The organism is Mesorhizobium sp. M7A.F.Ca.US.005.03.2.1 (assembly GCF_003997795.1).
Classification (GTDB): domain Bacteria; phylum Pseudomonadota; class Alphaproteobacteria; order Rhizobiales; family Rhizobiaceae; genus Mesorhizobium; species Mesorhizobium ciceri.
The window spans coordinates 1-17813 of sequence record NZ_RZRP01000029.1 but is presented as its reverse complement, the minus strand read 5'-3'; the positions used below and the strand labels follow the sequence as shown (position 1 = coordinate 17813).

General features: G+C 60.3%; 16 protein-coding genes. 8 read left to right on the top strand and 8 right to left on the bottom strand.

All coding sequences use genetic code 11. From position 1 onward, the window contains the following. Positions 1-670: haloacid dehalogenase type II (locus tag EN991_RS03280; RefSeq protein WP_127368142.1), on the bottom strand; the 670-nt coding region annotated here is incomplete at its 3' end. A gap of 323 nt (positions 671-993) precedes the next feature. Between EN991_RS03280 and EN991_RS03270 the strand changes: the two genes are divergently transcribed. Together EN991_RS03270 and EN991_RS03265 are read left to right on the top strand one after the other, a co-directional pair. After that, the gene (locus EN991_RS03270) at positions 994-1833 is read left to right on the top strand and encodes a GNAT family N-acetyltransferase (RefSeq protein ID WP_127366094.1); all 840 of its coding nucleotides are present in this window, start codon (positions 994-996) and stop codon (positions 1831-1833) included. Positions 1834-1846: 13 nt separating this feature from the next. Then, complete coding sequence (locus tag EN991_RS03265; RefSeq protein WP_127368141.1) at positions 1847-3223, top strand: aspartate aminotransferase family protein; 1377 nt, start codon at positions 1847-1849, stop codon at positions 3221-3223. Between the two features lie 183 nt (positions 3224-3406). Here EN991_RS03265 and EN991_RS03260 read toward each other — a convergent pair whose 3' ends face one another. The 7 genes from EN991_RS03260 to EN991_RS03230 form a co-directional block, all read right to left on the bottom strand. Continuing rightward, complete coding sequence (locus EN991_RS03260) at positions 3407-3883, bottom strand: Lrp/AsnC family transcriptional regulator (protein WP_064994330.1); 477 nt, start codon at positions 3881-3883, stop codon at positions 3407-3409. Between the two features lie 10 nt (positions 3884-3893). Beyond that, entirely contained in the window at positions 3894-4967 is a 1074-nt protein-coding gene (locus EN991_RS03255; RefSeq protein WP_127366096.1) for a tartrate dehydrogenase, read from the bottom strand. A 73-nt stretch (positions 4968-5040) separates the two neighbouring features. Further along, positions 5041-6366 (bottom strand): FAD-binding oxidoreductase, encoded by a 1326-nt coding sequence (locus EN991_RS03250; protein WP_064994332.1) that lies wholly within the window; start codon positions 6364-6366, stop codon positions 5041-5043. A 291-nt stretch (positions 6367-6657) separates the two neighbouring features. Further along, on the bottom strand, positions 6658-7209 hold the full coding sequence (locus tag EN991_RS03245) for a hypothetical protein (protein WP_206519146.1): 552 nt from the start codon (positions 7207-7209) through the stop codon (positions 6658-6660). Between the two features lie 178 nt (positions 7210-7387). Then, complete coding sequence (locus EN991_RS41755; RefSeq protein ID WP_127368140.1) at positions 7388-8452, bottom strand: cupin domain-containing protein; 1065 nt, start codon at positions 8450-8452, stop codon at positions 7388-7390. A gap of 17 nt (positions 8453-8469) precedes the next feature. Continuing rightward, on the bottom strand, positions 8470-9462 hold the full coding sequence (gene pdxA / locus EN991_RS03235; RefSeq protein ID WP_127368139.1) for a 4-hydroxythreonine-4-phosphate dehydrogenase PdxA: 993 nt from the start codon (positions 9460-9462) through the stop codon (positions 8470-8472). Continuing rightward, entirely contained in the window at positions 9459-10511 is a 1053-nt protein-coding gene (locus tag EN991_RS03230; RefSeq protein ID WP_127368138.1) for a four-carbon acid sugar kinase family protein, read from the bottom strand. Before EN991_RS03230 ends, pdxA begins: the two co-directional genes overlap by 4 nt. 73 nt (positions 10512-10584) lie before the next feature. Here EN991_RS03230 and EN991_RS03225 point away from each other — a divergent pair, with 73 nt between their 5' ends. The 6 genes from EN991_RS03225 to EN991_RS03200 form a co-directional block, all read left to right on the top strand. Further along, a complete protein-coding gene (locus EN991_RS03225; RefSeq protein ID WP_245460883.1) occupies positions 10585-11349 on the top strand; it encodes a LysR family transcriptional regulator in 765 nt (254 codons plus the stop codon). Between the two features lie 896 nt (positions 11350-12245). Beyond that, positions 12246-13910: an ABC transporter ATP-binding protein gene (locus EN991_RS03220; RefSeq protein WP_127368143.1), complete on the top strand. Its 1665-nt coding sequence runs from the start codon at positions 12246-12248 to the stop codon at positions 13908-13910. 23 nt (positions 13911-13933) lie between these two features. Further along, entirely contained in the window at positions 13934-15604 is a 1671-nt protein-coding gene (locus EN991_RS03215) for a peptide ABC transporter substrate-binding protein (protein ID WP_127366277.1), read from the top strand. A gap of 78 nt (positions 15605-15682) precedes the next feature. Then, positions 15683-16633 carry an ABC transporter permease gene (locus tag EN991_RS03210; RefSeq protein WP_127366272.1) on the top strand — a complete coding sequence of 317 codons (951 nt, stop codon included), beginning with the start codon at positions 15683-15685 and terminating at the stop codon, positions 16631-16633. A 32-nt stretch (positions 16634-16665) separates the two neighbouring features. Continuing rightward, positions 16666-17550, top strand: a complete 885-nt coding sequence (locus EN991_RS03205) for an ABC transporter permease (protein WP_127368137.1) — start codon at positions 16666-16668, stop codon at positions 17548-17550. 54 nt (positions 17551-17604) lie between these two features. Then, positions 17605-17813, top strand: a 209-nt coding sequence (locus EN991_RS03200) for an FAD-dependent oxidoreductase (protein WP_164768843.1), incomplete at its 3' end; no start/stop codon positions are given.

The window sequence follows — 17813 nt, the reverse complement described above, 5'->3', positions numbered from 1 at the left end:
GCTCCAGCCCGACGGCGCCGGCCAGCCCGCCGATATCCTTGATTTCACTGTACTCGTAGTATGGGTTCGCGGGTTCGTGGCCGCGATTCACCCAGACCTTGCTCTTGATGCCAAGATCATAGGCGGTCATGAGATCGTAGCGGAATGAGGACGACACATGCGTAATGTCTTCCGGGCCGCAGCCGAGCTTGTCGAACATGTACTCGAAGCCCTTCATATGCGGCTTGTAGGTGCCGGTCTCCTCGGCCGTGATGACCATGTGGAAGGGTACGCCGAGCTTCTCAACGTTCGACATGATCAGGCTCTTCATGGAATTCGACAGGATCACCAGTGGGATTTCCTTGGCGACCTTGGCCAGTCCCGCCGGGACATCCGGGTGCGGACCCCATGTCGGTATTTCCGAATAAATGCGCTGGGCATCCTCAGGCCGGAACGTCACATTGTTGCGCTTGCAGGCGCGCTCCACGGAATTGTGCACGACCTCGCTATAGGGCTTCCAAGCGCCAAGAACCTCATCGAGGCGATAGGCCGAGAAATCCTTGATGAACTGCGTCATTACGGCTGGGGAGAGTTCCGCACCGTAAACTCGTCTTGCCGCGCCGGCCATGTCGAAGTTGGTCAGCGTACCGTAGCAATCGAAGGTGATGTATTTCGGTCTGAAACGGGTCATTGGCGTCTATCCTTCCAATCCTGGCGGCACCGCGTGCCTTTAACGACAAGGATCATAACGAGCAGCGAAAAGGACTAGTCGCCGCATTCTCTGCCGCTTGAAGCAGATTGTTTTGTATCGTGGCAGGGCTTTGGCAGAGAGTTGCGCACGACGTGGTTCCGAGCTTGCCAGGCGCTTCCCTCGCCCGCCGGCTCGTCGGCATAAGATGCGGCGCCGGCGGCAAAGGAAAGTCAAAACACCTAGCTCACCGGTACGCGTCGGGAGGAACTGCTGTCGGCCGCAGCCTAACTTTGCATTGAAGAATTCAGGCCGGGAAACGACCCATGACCCCAGGGCGAGTCACGTTCAAAACGATGACAACCGAGCATTTGAACGATGCTGTCGAATTGTCACGTCATGTTGGATGGCCGCACCGTCGTGAAGACTGGGAGCTGATGCAGTCGCTCAGCCAAGGTCTCGTTGTCCAGGAGGAAGGACGCGTGGTGGGGACGATTCTGATGACGCCCTATGGCGACGATGCCGCCAGCGTCAACATGGTCATCGTCGATGCCGCAATGCGCGGTCGCGGGCTCGGGCGCAAGCTGATGGAGGAGGCGCTTACCAAGGCAGGCGAGCGCACTTGCTATTTGGTGGCTACGCAGGAAGGGCTCCCACTCTACGAGAAGCTGGGATTTGTCGCGACCGGCAAGATCGTGCAGCACCAGGGCCTGGCGCCGTCTGCAGATGCACCGGCACATGTGTCATGGGGCGAGGACGGCGACCAGGCGCGCCTTGTCGCTCTGGATTGCGCCGCGTTTGGTCACGACCGGTCGGCACTCATGAACTCGTTGTGCGAGCGGGCGAAGTTCGCCGTCATTCGCGATGCAGGCGATGTCCAGGCGTTTGCCGCAATTCGTCGTTTTGGTCGAGGGCTGGTCATTGGGCCGGTGGTGGCGAGGACGCTGCACGAAGCGAGATGCCTGATCGACTTCCTGCTGGCCGACAGTGCGGGCGAGTTTGTCCGCATCGACACCAACGAATCCACGGCTCTCGGCGAGTGGCTCATCCGTCGCGGCCTGGCCCACGTCGGCGGTGGCGTAACGATGCGACGAATCGCAGACGAGCCGAAAGTCGAAATCAGGTCACACCAAACTTATGCGCTCGTTAGTCAGGCGCTAGGCTGAACCGGAGGAAGAAATGCTTGCAAACTCCCTGATCGAACTCGACCGTGCGCACCTGGTTCACCCGTTTTCATGCTATCGGAGCCACGAAGAGACGGGTGTGCGCGTGCTCAAATCCGCCAAGGGCGCTACAGTGACCGAGGCAAGCGGGAAAACCTTGCTGGACGGGTTCGCGGGTCTCTGGTGTGTAAACATCGGATACGGGCAGGAAAGCGTCGTCGAGGCAGCGGCCAAGCAGCTAAGAGAGCTTCCTTATGCGACGGGATATTTCGGGCTGGGGTCTGAGCCGGCCATTCGTCTCGCCGCCCGGCTTGCCGAATTGGCGCCTGGCGATCTGAACCATGTCTATTTCACGCTGGGCGGGTCCGACGCGATAGACAGCACCATCCGTTTCATTCGCTATTTTTATCACGCCAGGGGGACGCCGCGAAAAGACCAATTTATCTCGGTCGGGCATGGCTACCATGGATCCTCTACGGTTGGCGCAGGTCTGACCGCGCTGCCGGCTTTCCATGCGGGCTTCGGCGTTCCTTATGACTGGCAGCACAAGATTCCCTCGCACTACGCCTATCGCAATCCGGTCGGTTCCAACCCGCAGGCGATTATCGATGCATCGGTCGCGGCGCTGCGGGCCAAAATCGCTGAGCTCGGCGCCGATCGCATCGCGGCCTTCTACGCTGAACCTATCCAGGGTTCGGGCGGTGTCCTGGTTCCGCCGGCAGGCTGGCTAAAGGCCCTGCATGCCGTATGCAAGGAACACGACATCTTGTTCGTTGCCGACGAGGTCATCACCGCTTTTGGCCGCACCGGTCCCCTTTTCGCCTGTGAGGAGGACGAGGTCGTGCCGGATCTGATGACCACAGCGAAAGGACTGACGTCGGGCTACGTGCCGATGGGCGCCGTCTTCATGACCGACCATGTCTACAATACGATCGCGGACGGAGCCGGCAAAGCGGCTGTCGGCCACGGCTATACCTACTCAGCCCATCCGGTGAGCGCAGCGGTCGGGCTGGAATGCCTGCGTCTCTATGAAGAGGGCTTGCTCGAGAACGGTCGGAAGGCCGGGAAGCGACTGATGAGGGGCCTCCGCTCGCTCGCAGACCACCCGCTGGTTGGCGATATTCGCGGTCGCGGCATGCTGGCTGCGATCGAGCTGGTCACGGACAAGGAGCGCAAAACACCGCTGCCGGCGGCGGCCGATCCGGGGCGCCGCATCTTCGACCGGGCGTGGGGGAACGGCCTTGTCATTCGCGCCTTCAACAGCGGCATACTCGGTTTCGCGCCACCGCTCTGCTGCACGGACGACGACATCGATGGAATCCTCGAACGCACCAGGATGACGCTGGATCAAACCCTCGAAGACAAGGATGTGCGGGAAGCGATGAAGGGATGATCGTCGTCATGGGTGAAGCCACCCGATCCATGCGAGCGGGGCCTGAAGGAAATCCTCAGGTCTTGCCGCATTCCGTCAAGTGCCAAGAAAGTTGCAGTTAGGCGGACTTCCGCCGTAGCACACGGGCAGCGGAAGCGAACGATGGCGCCCGCTTTCCAGTCCCAGACTGCAGGGGTGGCCTTTTCATCTGTCGAAAATGACGTCGAGAGGCAAGTGGGATTTCACGATCGGTGACTTCAACACGACGAAGCTGAAATATTTGTCGATCCCGATATCCAATTCGAGCATGCGCTCCATGATAGTCTGATACTCGCTGATGCCCGCCGTCACGAACTTCACAAGGTAATCGTATCCGCCCGAAATCAGATGGCATTCGATAACGGAATCGACTTTCTGAATGGCGGTGAGAAATCTCGCGAAGTCGTTTTGTTGATGGTGCTTGAGCGTAACCTCGGTGAAGATCGTTAGAGTCTGTCCGAGCTTGGACACGTCGATCTGGGCGGAATAGCCGGTAATGAAGCCTTCCGCCTGAAGCTTCTTCACCCGCATCAGGCAAGGGCTCGGCGAAAGGTTGACCAGGTCGGCAAGCTCGACGTTGGTGACCCGCCCGTTCTTTTGCAGTTGGGATAAGATCTTGATGTCGATCTTGTCGAGTTTCATCGCAAACCTGTCACACGTTCGAACCGCGGATCGTCCGGCAGACGGCGTCCGTCACGTCCTGCGTGGTCGCTGTCCCACCAACGTCCGGCGTCAGCACGCCTTCACTCGTCACTGTTTCCACAGCGCTCATCAACCGGACGGAGGCTGCGCTTTCGCCCAGATGTTCGAGCATCTGGGCAGCGGTCCAGAAGGTGGCGACGGGGTTGGCGATACCCTTGCCGGCGATGTCGAAGGCGGAGCCGTGAATTGGCTCGAACATCGAGGGATAGCGCCGCTCGGGATCAATGTTGGCGGTTGGTGCAACGCCGAGACTGCCCGCCAGCGCGCCTGCAAGGTCCGACAAAATGTCGGCGTGAAGATTGGTGGCGACGATCGTGTCGAGGCTGCGAGGTTTGAGTGTCATGCGCACCGTCATAGCATCAACCAGCATCTTGTCCCACGCGACGTCAGGGAACTCTTGCGCCACCTCGGCTGCGATTTCATCCCACATTACCATGCCGTGACGCTGCGCGTTGGATTTCGTGACAACAGTCAGGAGCTTTCGCGGCCGTGACCGCGCCAGCCGGAATGCATAGCGCATGATGCGGGCGACGCCGACGCGCGTGAAGATCGCGACTTCGGTTCCGACCTCCTCGGGGAGACCGCGGTGGGCGCGGCCGCCGTGGCCGGAATACTCGCCCTCCGAATTCTCCCTCACGATCACCCAATCCAGATCGCCGGGCCCAACGCCCGCCAGCGGCGAAACGATGCCGGGCAAAATCCTGGTCGGCCGCACGTTCGCATATTGATCAAAGCCTTGGCAGATCGGCAGCCGGAGACCCCAGAGCGAGATGTCGTCGGGCACATCGGGAGCGCCGACAGCACCGAAGAAGATGGCATCGAAGCGCTTCAGTTGCGCCACTCCATCTTCAGGCATCATCCGGCCATTGGCCCTGTAGTAGTCCGATCCCCAGTCGAAGTGCTGGACGCGTAGCTTGAAGTCGCCGCAGCGCTGCTGCAGCGCCTCAAGCGCCTGTAGACCGGCGGCGATCACCTCTGGGCCGATCCCGTCGGCAGGAATGGCGGCAATCTCGTATTCGCGCATCGTCACTTCCCTGTTTGAGCAGTCGCGGCATCAATCTCGTGTGCGATCGATAGTACGTTGGCAAGCCATCTTCTCAGAATTCAGCGACCTTGCCCCATGCAGCGGTCTTCAGGCGTTCGGGCCTATACGGACGCGGATCGACAACAGGCTCGCTGCCTGTGATGATGTCGGCGATCATATGCCCCGCGCCGGGGCCAATCCCGAACCCGTGACCACTGAATCCCGCCGCCAGGATAAAGCCCGGAATCCCCTCCACTTCGCCGATCGCGGGAATGCCGTCGGGTGTACTGTCGATATAACCCGCCCAGACATCGGAGATCGCCACGCGTTGGAGTTCGGGGATCAATTCGCAGGCTCTTCGATATGTCAGCTGAATTTGTCCCATGTCGGGCTTCGGGTCGAGAATCCGGTTCCGTTCCATCGGCGTAATGTCGTCAAGGCCCCATTTGCGCAGGCTTTCATGTCCTTGACGCCAGCCCTCGAAGGCCCCCGGGGCGAGATTGCGCCAGCGGCGGGCGAACATCGGTAGAAACTCGCGGCTGAACCTGAACTGCTGCGGCGTTGGGTCGACGCGAGCTCGTCCGCTGATCGCCAGCGCGTATCCACCGTTGCTGCGCCGCGTCAGCGAGACGCTCGTGGTATGCAGGGCATCGGGCAGGCCGATTGCGCCTGGCGCTACGGCTAGAATGGACTGACGCACGGCAGCTTGCGGGAAGCGCATGCCAAGCTGGTTGCAGAAGGAAGAAGCCCACGCGCCTCCGGCCATGACCGCGATCTTCGTACGGATGGTTCCCGCTTCCGTCACGACCCCGCTGACCTTGCCGGCGCTCAACTCCAGTCCACGCGCTGCGCAATGCTGATGCAAGGTACCGCCCGCCGCCATGATGCCACGCGCGGCAACCGGCACTGCCGTGGAGGGATCCGCCGTTCCGTCAGTCGGTGAGAAAACCCCGCCCTTCCATTTGCGTCCGGTCGTCTTGCCCTTCTCGGTGGCTTCCTCTGCGCTCAGCACGTGCGTGGTGACTCCGACCGTTTTCGCAAAATCGCGCCACCTTGCCCAGCCCGCCAGCTCATTTTCGTCCTGTGAGAGATACAGAAGCCCGCAGCGGCGAAATCCAGTATCCCCGCCAGTCTCCTGTGCCACCTTCTCCCAGAGATCGAGGCTCTTGGTTGCCATAGGCAACTCGCGCGCATCGCGGTTCTGCTGGCGGCACCAGCCCCAGTTTCGGCTTGACTGCTCGGCGGCCACGCGTCCTTTCTCTACCAGGGCGACGCTGACGCCGCGGCGCGCGAGATAATACGCCGTGAACACGCCCACCACGCCGCCGCCGATGACGACGACGTCTGCCTCGCGGGGGAGGGAAGGGCTGCACTCGATGTGCATGAGCGGCGCGGGCATCTGCGGAACTCCGGTAACTTTGAAGCATTCTAGCCCGCGCCGAGAATAGACAGGCTGCGGAGTTGTGTGCCTGGACGGAATATCCTGCCGTTAGCGGCCCTTAGGACATGCAATTGTTGCGTGAAAAGCTCGCTGGCGCCCACCTCTCAGAGGGAAGGTAGCTGAAGCCTAAAGCCATCTCGTGTGGAGGAGCGTCGATTGCGGGTGCGGCCTAAAACTCAGCGACCTTGCCAGGGGACATGATGGATCTCGCTCTACGTCAGGCCTGGACGGCTTGGACGACGAAAAACTTCACCACGCGATTTTTACTTTCCCATCCGATCGATGCGCCCTGGGGCACGAAAAGCGCATCTCGGTGCCCGCCGACAGCACGCTGCCATCGGGCGCGGCGAATCGTACACTCGCGGCTAGCAGATGCATGAACTCGTTGTGGCGATGCGGGCGAACAACCCGGTGGTATGGGGTCGAATCCCACGTGCCCGCACGGTAATCCGCGCCGTCGCTGGAGAAGACGTTGTCGCTGCGGCATTGCGGGGCCGGGCCAAGCAAAGCCTCGGCCGGTAGCGAAGCAGACGGCTTGAAGTCGGCGTCGGCGCGCAACTGGACAAGGCCGGGCTTCGTCGGTTTGTCGCAAGCGGCCGCGCAGAACGAAAACCGCACGCCTGATTCAGTCTGGATGCGAAGCGTGGTGCCGCATCCGATGACAGCACCCGCTTGCGAACCGAGCACCAGCGGGGCCGCGCCGACCACCGTCAGGATCAGCTCTCCTTCCACCACGACGATGGTTTCGATGTGGGGGAAGCTTGCGACTTCGAGCTCGCCAACAAAGCTGGTTCGGCCCACGATATCGAGTCCGGCCCTTCCCAGGCGATTTCGCGATGCCCACAAAGGGATCATCCGAGCCGGACGCTGTCCTGCGGAAAGGGGTTGCAACGGGTGCGCCGTCGGCGCGATGCAGCACAATAGCCACGGTCATGATTGCTCATGCGCGTCTGAAAACCTAGCAGTCGGTACCGTCCTGCTAAGCAGTCAACTGGGATCGATCAGAATGAGCGAGATCAGTTACCGGGGGTGGGTAGCAGGGTAGGGCGGTTGACGTTGCCACCAACACTTCACATCCTTCCTCGCCCAAGGCCACCGCACTGTGCTCAACGCCATATGGGACGACGATGAACTCTCCGGGTTCGATAATTTCTTCACGGTCACGAAATTGCATGAGCAGGCGTCCCCGGTGAACGAAGAACAGCTGATCGTCGTGCTGTCGAAATGACCAATTGGAGGCGCCATTGAACATGGCGACCTTGAATTGCATGGCGTTGACACGCCCCTCGACTTTAGGCTTCCAAGGCGCGCGCAGCCCGGCAAACTCAATTGACAAATTCTTCTTGTGAATTGGCGAAAGGTGCTTGTTCAGGGCAGCCACATCGCGAATGATTGCGGTGAGTTGGCTTGGTAGGTCATTCCCATTGGCCGGGTATCTGCCATCCAAAGCTGCGGTCCCAATCGTAAACCCAGCTGCGCCGGCGCCTTGGACGACTGCAATTCGTTCTGGGGTGTCGATCGAACCCGCAACATAGACAGGCTTGGCGACTGCAGCGCAGACGGCCTTCATCAACTCGGGGACGTTCTCCGCCGATCGGTATGCCAGCAGGTCCAGGCCATGCACTCCATCGTGCCCTGCAATCGCTTTGGCACTTTCGACAATTTCGTCGATGGCGCCTTCAAGCACGCTCGGATGACCGGCGATCCGACCCGGAAACGGGAAGTACTGGATGCCGGTGTCCTTGATGATCGGCAGCACGTCGTCTACCCGCGTGCCACCAAGAAGAACATCGACGCCGATTTCGGCAGCTGCCTTTGCCGAAGCAATTTCGCTTTCGCGGTCCAGTGACACGACTTCCAGGTAGGAGGTTGCACCGCCCGTCCTGATGGCCGCATTGAGGTCTTTCAGCTGCTCGATCGGCAAGCCGATATCCTTGAACCCGATGTGCCGCACGCCGAGACTGAGCGCGGTTTGAAGTTGCTGGGCCGCGTCCGAAACCGTTCGGTCGTTGCGCGTGAGCATGAAGATGAAGCGTAACCCCATTGGTGTGGTTCCTTTCTCTAGTTCGTCTTGGTTTGTGCCGCCACGAGGCGCTTGGCGTAGGCAAGTGCTGTTTCCAAGCTGGCGTGGTCTGCAATTCCACGGCCCGCGATGTCGAACGCCGTGCCGTGATCTGGGCTGGTGCGGACGAACGGCAGGCCAAGCGTGATGTTCACGCCTTTTTCCAACCCGAGATACTTCACAGGGATCAGACCCTGATCGTGGTATTGTGCCACCACAACATCGAATCGACCTTGACGAGCTTGCATGAAGACAGTGTCGCCAGGATAAGGGCCAGTGGCATCGATGCCCTCGGCTCGGGCCGCGTCGATTGCCGGTCGTATGATCCGGATTTCCTCGTCCCCGAAGAGGCCACCTTCACCTGCGTGCGGATTGAGACCCGCTACGGCGACACGCGGGGTCGCGAAGCCGAGAGCTTTTCCACCCTCATGGGCAAGCCGGATGGCGGATAGCTGAGCGTCGAAATCGCCCTGTTCGATCGCCTTGCTCAGCGACGTGTGGATGGTGACGAGCACCGTGCAGATGTCATCGTTGGCAAGCATCATCGCCACGCGCTTGGCGCCGGCGTAGTCGGCCAGAATTTCGGTATGGCCGGGGTAGCGGATTCCCGCGCTGGCCATCGCCTCTTTATTGATCGGCGCCGTAACGATGCCGCTCACATCTCCGGACTTCGCTGCGGCTATCGCCGCAACGATGGCGTCGAAGGCCGCCTGCCCGGAGATCGTGCTGATACGGCCGATTGGAGGAGGCTCGGTAATCCGCGAGGTTTCGATGACTTCAATTCGGCGTGGCTCGAATTGGGCCGCATTGGCAGCGTTGATGCGTCGCACCTCGACGTTCAGCCCGAGCCGCCGCACGGTGTCTTGCATGACAACATAGCTACCGAACACGACGACGCGTTCGCCGCCTTTCGCAAGCACCTTCGCCACGATCTCCGGCCCAATGCCGGAGGCGTCGCCCATCGTGAGAGCAAGTGGGAGAATGTTCTTCATTGGGTGGCTCCACGTATCCGCGCGACGGCGCGCGTCACCGCATCGTCACTGCCAAAGCCACCGGCCTTCATAGCGAGCAAGAGCGAGCGCCCATCGCCAAGCCTGGCGAGACCAAGCGGGAATCCGGGATCGAGTTCTTGCAGGATATCAAACTCACGGACCTTGAGAAGGTCCAGGATCGCTTCCATCGTGTCGCCGCCGGTGGCGATCAAAGCGCCGAAGCGTGGGCTTTGAAGCTCTCGCGCTGCGTCTTGTGCGATACGGCGCAGCACTGCTGCCGAGTCCCACTCGCGCGTCCTTGGTCCGCGCAGCAGCATGACGCCGCGGACCTTCTGGAGTTGACCTGCCTGCCGCTGACTGCGCAGATTTGCGCTCCCAATGACGACCAAAACATCGCTACTGATGCCATCGAGCAATGGCGGTAGAGTCTTCGCCGGCACAAAACGCCGCGATAGCGCTGCAGCCATTCCAGGAGAACCAACCCAAAGGATCGACGCTGGATCCTCGATGGAAGCAATCTGCGAATCGAGTTGTTCTTGGGTTACCGCATCAAGCAGCGTGACATTCTTGATGCAGTTCGGCACCAGGTCGACTAGCGCGGAATGCCGCGCGGGATGCATTGGGTTATGGCCATAAGCACCTTCCGAGACCGGGATGCCGTCAACGAACTGAATGCCCCTCACTGTCGTACGTCCGGCCTGGGGGAATGCCGGCGCAAACACCAGTGCTTTGCGGCCGCTCGCCGCAAAGCATGCTTCAAGCTCCGCCGTTATGTGACCGCGAAGTGTGGAGTCCACCGTTTTATAGAGCACGGTACGGCTGGCAAGTCGGGCGGTCAATCGAGCGACCGCCTCGAACGCTTGCGACGCAGTAGCAGACCGCGAACCGCTATCGACTGCAATTATCGCTGCCGCTTCCGCTTGGTGCGGAAGCTGGCCTCTGCCGATTGATTCAGTCAAGCCACGGGCGACGAAAGGTGCTGCACCATCTGCCGCGCTGGTGAGGTCATCGGCGAGGACCGCTATACTGGGTTGATGATTGGTGCGCATGCATCAACTAACAAAACCTCACTAAGGATGAATAGCGATAGTTTCTGACGAAATCGGTGATAGATTATCACTGATGGATCGCTCAGACATACCCTCGCTCGACGACCTGAGAGCGTTCGAAGCAACAGCGCGGCTGGGCTCGGTCCGGCTTGCAGCAGACTCGCTTGCGCTCACGCACGGCGCCGTCAGTCGCCGTATCACCAAACTCGCCGATGACATCAGGGTCAGGTTGTTTGAGAAGAATGGGCGAGGGCTGCGGCTCACCCCTGCCGGCGAGACACTCAACCTCACCCTCGGCAGGTTCTTCGGTGAGTTGGCCGCCACAGTTCAAAGCCTGCGTGCTGCCAATGCCGGGAAGAGTGCCCTGGTGCTCTCCTGCGAGCCTTCAGTTGCCATGCGTTGGCTCATTCCGCGGCTGGGGGCGCTTCAAGTGGCGCATCCGAACATGGCCCTCCACCTCTCGGTAGGTGGAGGGCTGGTGGACTTTCGTAAGAAACAGGTCGATCTCGCTATTCGACGGCTGGACTTCGCTGTGCCTGAGACGTGGAACGTCCGGCCCCTTTTTTCCGAAAAGGTTGGGCCTGTCATGAGGCCGGAACTTGTGGCAGAGTTCGAGCATGGCGACTATCTCGCTCTCGGGTCGAAGACCCGACCTGACGCGTGGGCGCAATGGCTGAAGACCCATCCGTCGGCGCGTCGACCCACAGAAATCCGGTACTTCGACAATCACGCGCTGATCGTCGAGGCTGCGTCTGCAGGCCTTGGCGTAGCCCTCAGTCCGCTCGTACTTGCGATTGACGACGTGGAACGAGGAAGCCTGGCGGCCCCTGCTGGCTGACCCTGACGGCAGTCAATATGGGTTGATATGGTTGGGCTCGAGTGAACTGGAAGGTATGGAGTTTGAACTCGCAGAGTGGCTTCATGCGCAGTTCAGCCGCCTGGGACCAAATCGCCTTTGAAAGGAGCGCTCTGGGAGCTTCGCCCAGTTGAGCGGGCCCGACCCCGGCCTCGAAAAAGCAGCACTGATGGGCAGGGTAGAGACCTCGATAAGCGGCCCTCTTTGCCGTGCTTGGTTCCACACTGCTTTTGTATGCATCCTATGAGCTTCGTGCACCGGACGCCGGTTATTACCTACGCACTGTCAATGCCTGGGCGGGCGCCAGTCTACTTCAAATGAGGAAACTTCCGCCGCGGCGGATCCTTCAAATTTCCTGGGGCAATGCCTCGCGGAAGCTCTTCTCAGTCGAGTCTTTGATAGGCCGCCCAAAATGCCGTGCTCGCCTTGGACATTAGACTCTCGGCCATGCCGCGCAGATTGAGGGGCTTGCGCTATCATCATCAGGCCAAACAGAGTGAAATGCCAACTGGGGCGTTCTTTTCAGAAGTTCCTGCCGCCGGAGGGCCAAATTTCGAAGACTCTGCGGAAAAAGAACAGTCAAACTGGCTGCAAGAACGGGGCACCCTTCCTTACGGCAGGCAAGCTCCAGAGGACCTCCGACAGGCAGAGTTGCCCGTTTGGAGCGTTCTCCAGGAAAAGGGAACAATGTCCGGTACGGGGATCGGACTACATAAGGGAGCCGCCAGGATGAGTAGAATCCGTCTCTCGCAGCCTCAGAGCGCGAAGCGCCTAAATGGCAAGGCTACGGCTGCTACGGTGACGCGTTGCTGCTCAAGGGGCGATGTTGCGGTCGGCAACAGGGTGGATCCGCTTCGATGGAATGGGAGGTGATCCAGATGGTCGCAAGCATCCAGGCTGTAGCCGCTCACGATGTGGCGCTTTCGGTGCGCGACCTCACGGTGAATTTGCCGAAAGGCATGGAACGAACCTATGCGGTCGAGAACATTTCCTTCGATCTGAAACGCGGCCAGATCCTCTGCATCATAGGCGAGTCCGGATCAGGCAAGTCGGTCACGGCGAACGCGATCATGGGGCTCCTGCCCAAGGTGATCCGCGTCTCATCGGGTTCAATACAGTTGGAGGGGATGAACATCATCGGCATGTCGCCCGACAAGCTGCGCAACCTGCGTGGGCGGGTCGTGTCGATGATCTTCCAGGATCCGCTCTCGGCGCTCAATCCCTTGATGACCGTGGGCGCACAGATTGACGAGGTCATGGCCGCGCATGGATACGGTACGCCAAAAACCTGCCGCGACCGCGCCATCGAGTTGCTCACCGAAGTGGGCCTCCCAGATCCCGAACTCATGTATCACCAGTACCCTTTCCGGCTTTCGGGCGGGCAGCGGCAGCGCGTCATGATTGCCATGGCCCTGGCGCTCGAGCCGACGGTGCTGATCGCCGATGAGCCAACCACTGCGCTCGACGTGACCACCCAGGCACAGATCCTGGAGCTGATCCGCGACATTCAGCGCCGCAAGGGGATGAGCGTAATGTTTATCACCCACGATTTCGGCGTGGTGGCGGAGATCGCCGACAGCGTCGTGGTGATGGAAAAGGGGCACATCGTCGAACAGGGCAGCGCCGAGCAGGTGCTGAAGTCGCCCAAGCATGCTTATACCCAACGCCTGATCGCGGCCGTACCGCATCTGACCGGTGAAGATCGCTCTCGTGCGGAGTCCGACAGCAAGCAGCCGATCCTGAAGGTCGAGGGTCTGGTTAAAACCTATCGTGGCGGCGGCGCGCTGTTTGGCGCCCAGCGGATAGTGAAAGCGGTGAACGAGGTTTCGTTCGAACTGGCGCCAGGCCGAACGCTTGGGGTCGTAGGCGAGAGCGGTTCAGGAAAATCCTCGCTGGGCCGGCTTCTCATCAAATTGCTGGACAGCGACGGCGGCGAGATTTTGTTCGAGGGGTCCGATATAGCCAAGCTTTCCGAAGCGAAGTTCCGCCCGCTCAGACCACGGATCCAGATGATCTTTCAGGATCCCTTTGCGTCCCTGAACCCACGCTCAACGGTCGGCCACATCATCACGGTAGGCCCGGTGGCACACGGGACGCCTTTTGCCCAGGCGCGCGAAGAAGCGCGTACGCTTCTGGCCCATGTCGGTCTCGATGCCGGCGCCTTCGACCGCTATCCGCACGAGTTTTCTGGTGGGCAACGCCAGCGAATCGGGATCGCTCGGGCTTTGATGTTCAAGCCGAAGCTGTTGATTGCTGACGAGGCGGTCTCCGCGCTCGACGTGTCGATCCAGGCGCAGATCCTGCAGCTTCTGGACCAGATCCAGCGAGAGACCGGCGTGTCGATGGTCTTCATCACGCACGATTTGCGTGTCGCCAGCCAGATCTGCGACGAAATCGCTGTGATGCAGAAAGGCCGGATCGTCGAGCGCGGACCGCCCTCGCAGATATTCCTGAACCCGCAAGCGGCCTACACGCGCCAACTCGTGGCGGCAATTCCAGGAGAGAGGCCGGGCAATGCCCGTCCAATTGCAGCAAACGCATGAAAAATAACAAGAGAGGAACTACGATGACCAAAAATTCAACGACTACATCCAACTATTCGAGGCGCCAGGCGCTGCGACTGATGGCGCTAGGTGGAGCTGCAGGCTTGATCGCGCCCAATCTGCTGGGCAAGTCGGCTTTCGCCAAGACCCCTGCCGCGGGTCCGGCCGGTCGCGTCGTCGTCGGTCTTTCACAAGAGCCAACGGTCTTCAATCCGTTGATGGCGCATATCGAAGTCGATGACGCGGTCCATTTCTCGGTTTTCGATGCGTTGGTCAGGATGGATGCTGAAGGCGTCCTCCAGCCGAATCTCGCAGCCGAGGTGCCAAGCCAGAAAAACGGCGGCATTTCGGAGGACGGCCTCAACTGGCGCATCCGGTTGCGTGACAATGTCCGCTGGCACGACGGTGAGCCCTTCACGGCCGAGGACGTGAAATTCACCCTGGAGCTCATCACGAACCCGAAGTTTCGCGCCTGGCGTACAAGCGGCCATTCGCTCGTACAGGACATCACGGTGGTTTCGCCCACCGAGATCACTTGGCGGATGAAGGAGGCTTTTGCGCCCTATCTGTCGTTCCTGGCCGAAACCTTCATGGTGCCCAAGCACATTCTGGGGAAAGATGTCGATCCGAATACAGCGGCTTTCAACCAGGCGCCGATCGGCACCGGCGCGTTCAAGTGGAGCCAGCGGGTAGCGGGCGACCATATCGAGCTCGTCGCCAACCCGGAGTATACCGGCGAGGGTCCGTATATCGAGCAGCTCATCTTCAAATACATTCCCGATATGACGGTGCTCTATACGCAGTTCAAGAGCGGTGACGTCGACCTGGTCGATCAATCGTACATTACGGCCGACCATTATGCTGAAGCCCGCGAATTGCCAGACCGCGTGGTGACACTGGAGACCGGCGCATCCGTGGAGTCGATATACCTCAATCTGGGGCGCCCGCAGTTCAAGGATCTGGCAGTGCGCCAGGCGCTCTACGCCGCCATGGACAGGAAAGCGATCGTCGACACGATTTACTACGGCGTGGGCACTCCCACCGAGACGTTCATGCCGAAGGAGTCCTATTACTACAATCCGAACCTGCCCGCGCAGGAATTCAATCTGGACCGTGCGCGCCAGATTCTGGATGAGGCCGGCTGGGCGCCAGGCCCAGATGGAATCCGCGCCAAGGATGGAGTGCGACTGTCCTTTGCGAATTCGACAACATCAGGCAACAACCTGCGCGAGCAGACGCAGCAGTTCTTGCAGCAGACGTTTGCCGAGATCGGCGTCGAGATGACGATCTCGAACTTGCCGGCTGCAGTCATGTGGGGCGAATTCTGGCTGAAGTCGCAGTTCGATACCGCCATGGTGGGCGTCACCTATTTGATTGCCGCGGACCCCGACGCCACAAACCGCCTCCATACGAAGGCAATCGCCGCTCAAGGCGGACACGGTTCGAACACCGGACAATATTCCAACCCCGAAGTCGATGCCTTGCTTGAAAAGGGTGCTCGCAGCTTCGATCAGGAAGAGCGGCGCGGGATCTATAATCACGTACAGGAAGTGGTGCGCCATGATCTGCCCTTCCTGCCGCTGTTAGCGATCACAAACGTGCTCGGACGCAAGGCAGGGTTGGACGGTTTCAAGCCCAATGCCAACACGCGCACCGCGTCGTGGCATGCCGCAGACTGGCGCTGGAAGGCCTGATCCATCCTATTGCCGCCGCCGGATTGCACTGCGGCGGCGGCAACAGACTAAGTCGCCAACCCACAACGGAGGACTCGAATGCGCGGCTTCCTGCTCAATCGCCTTTCGCAGAGCCTGATACTGCTTGTGATCGTTTCGATCATCGGCTTCGGGATTCTGAACCTCCTTCCCGGCGGCCCGCTGGCGCAATTCGGACTCGATCCCGGAATGACCCAGCAGGATATCGAGCGCCTCAAGGGGCTGCTGGGCCTCGATCGACCCATATGGATCCAATATCTGGACTGGGCTTGGCGGCTGGTGCAGGGCGACTGGGGTCACTCCTTCCGCGACGGAGCGCCGGTATTGCAGATCATTGGCAGCCATCTCTTGGCGACGCTGCTGCTGATGGGATCCTCAACCGCGATTGCGATCTCTCTTGGCGCCTGGATTGGAATTCGGGGCGCCACGCGCCGCTACTCGTTATTCGACTATCTCGCAACTGTCGGTGCCATGGTTGCATTGTCGGTACCTACCTTCTGGTTCGGCCTCGTCGGCATCTACATTTTTACCTTGAAGTTAGGCTGGCTGCCCGCGGGCAATATGTCCGAGATCGGCGATAGTTCGATCCTGGGCTATCTCCATCATTTGATCTTGCCAAGTATCGTGCTGTCGCTGGTCCATGTCGCTATCTGGAGCCGCTACATGCGGACGGCTACTCTCGACGCCATCAGCCAGGACTTCGTCAAGACGGCTCGGGCCAAGGGGTTGAGTGAACGCCGGATTTTGATGAAGCATGTCGTCGGCAACGCCCTTTTGCCGATGATTACCCTGGCGGGGATGCAGCTTCCCAGCGTCCTGACCGGTGCGCTGGTGACCGAAACTGTATTTACCTGGCCAGGAATGGGACGTTTGTTCCTCGATAGCCTTGGTTACAGCGACTATCCGGTTGTTATGGGGCTGCTGATGTTCTCGGCTATCCTCGTTCTGCTCGGAAACCTGATCGCCGACATTGTCGTCGCTATTGTCGACCCGCGCATTCGTCTGGCTTGAGCGCGCAACTTTCCCGACAGGAGACAGCCGATATGACCGCCCTCACGGCAAATACAAATGCAGCTCCAAGCCGCTGGACAAACAACCGCGCGGCGCTTCGTTTCATGCGGCATCGCCTGGCGCTGCTCGGCTTGGCGATGATCGTCTTTCTGTGTCTCGCTTGCGTCGTCGGCCCCCATCTCCTGCCTTATGACTCACTGTATATCGATCTGCGGGCCCGCTTTGCTCCTCCGCTTACGGGCCACCACTTTCTGGGCACTGATCCGCTCGGCCGCGACCTGGCGGCAAGGCTCTTGATGGCGGGACGAATCTCGTTGCTGGTGGGCTTCTTCGCCATGCTGTTGTCGACGCTAGTGGGCACGCTCGTCGGGGTAATTGCTGGATACCGCGGCGGCTGGATAGGTGCCTCGCTGATGCGCATGGTAGATGGCTTTCTGGCCTTCCCGTCTATCTTCCTTGTGCTGGCCCTTGCCGCAGCCCTGAAACCCAGCCCGATAATGATTACCGTCGTCATCGCTGCGACCAGCTGGATGGAAGTAGCCCGAATTGTGGAGGCCGAGGTCCTCTCTCTTCGCGAGCGCGAATTCGTCCAGGCCGGGCGAATGCTGGGGCTGAGCGGCACACATATCATGTTTCGGGAGATCCTTCCCAACGCCATCGGTCCAATTATCGTTGCTTCGACCTTGACGGTTGCGCGCGCCATTCTCATGGAGGCCTATATCAGCTTCCTCGGCTACGGGATCCAGCCGCCACTACCGAGCTGGGGCAACATGCTCAATGGCGCCCAGCAATATCTGGGCAGCGCACCATGGCTGGCAATCATTCCCGGAGCTGCCATCACCATCGCGGTGACCAGTTTCAATTTCATCGGCGACGGACTGCGTGACGCGCTGGACGTGCGAGATGACCATATTTGAAGTGCCGCGAGCGATACATTCCTAAACCCCGGAACACCAAGAGAAGTCAGTCACGTGCAAGAGCCCGAAATCGCCGAAAAGAACACGCCCTACTGGTGGGAAGCGGCGCCCGTCATGCCGCTGCCGCGGCAGCCGCTGGCAAAGAAGCTCGACGCGGTGATTGTCGGCGCCGGCTATGCCGGGCTTTCGGCCGGGCTTGCGCTGGCGCGCGAGGGGCGCTCGGTTGCCGCTTTCGATGCGATGCATCCGGGCGAGGGTGCTTC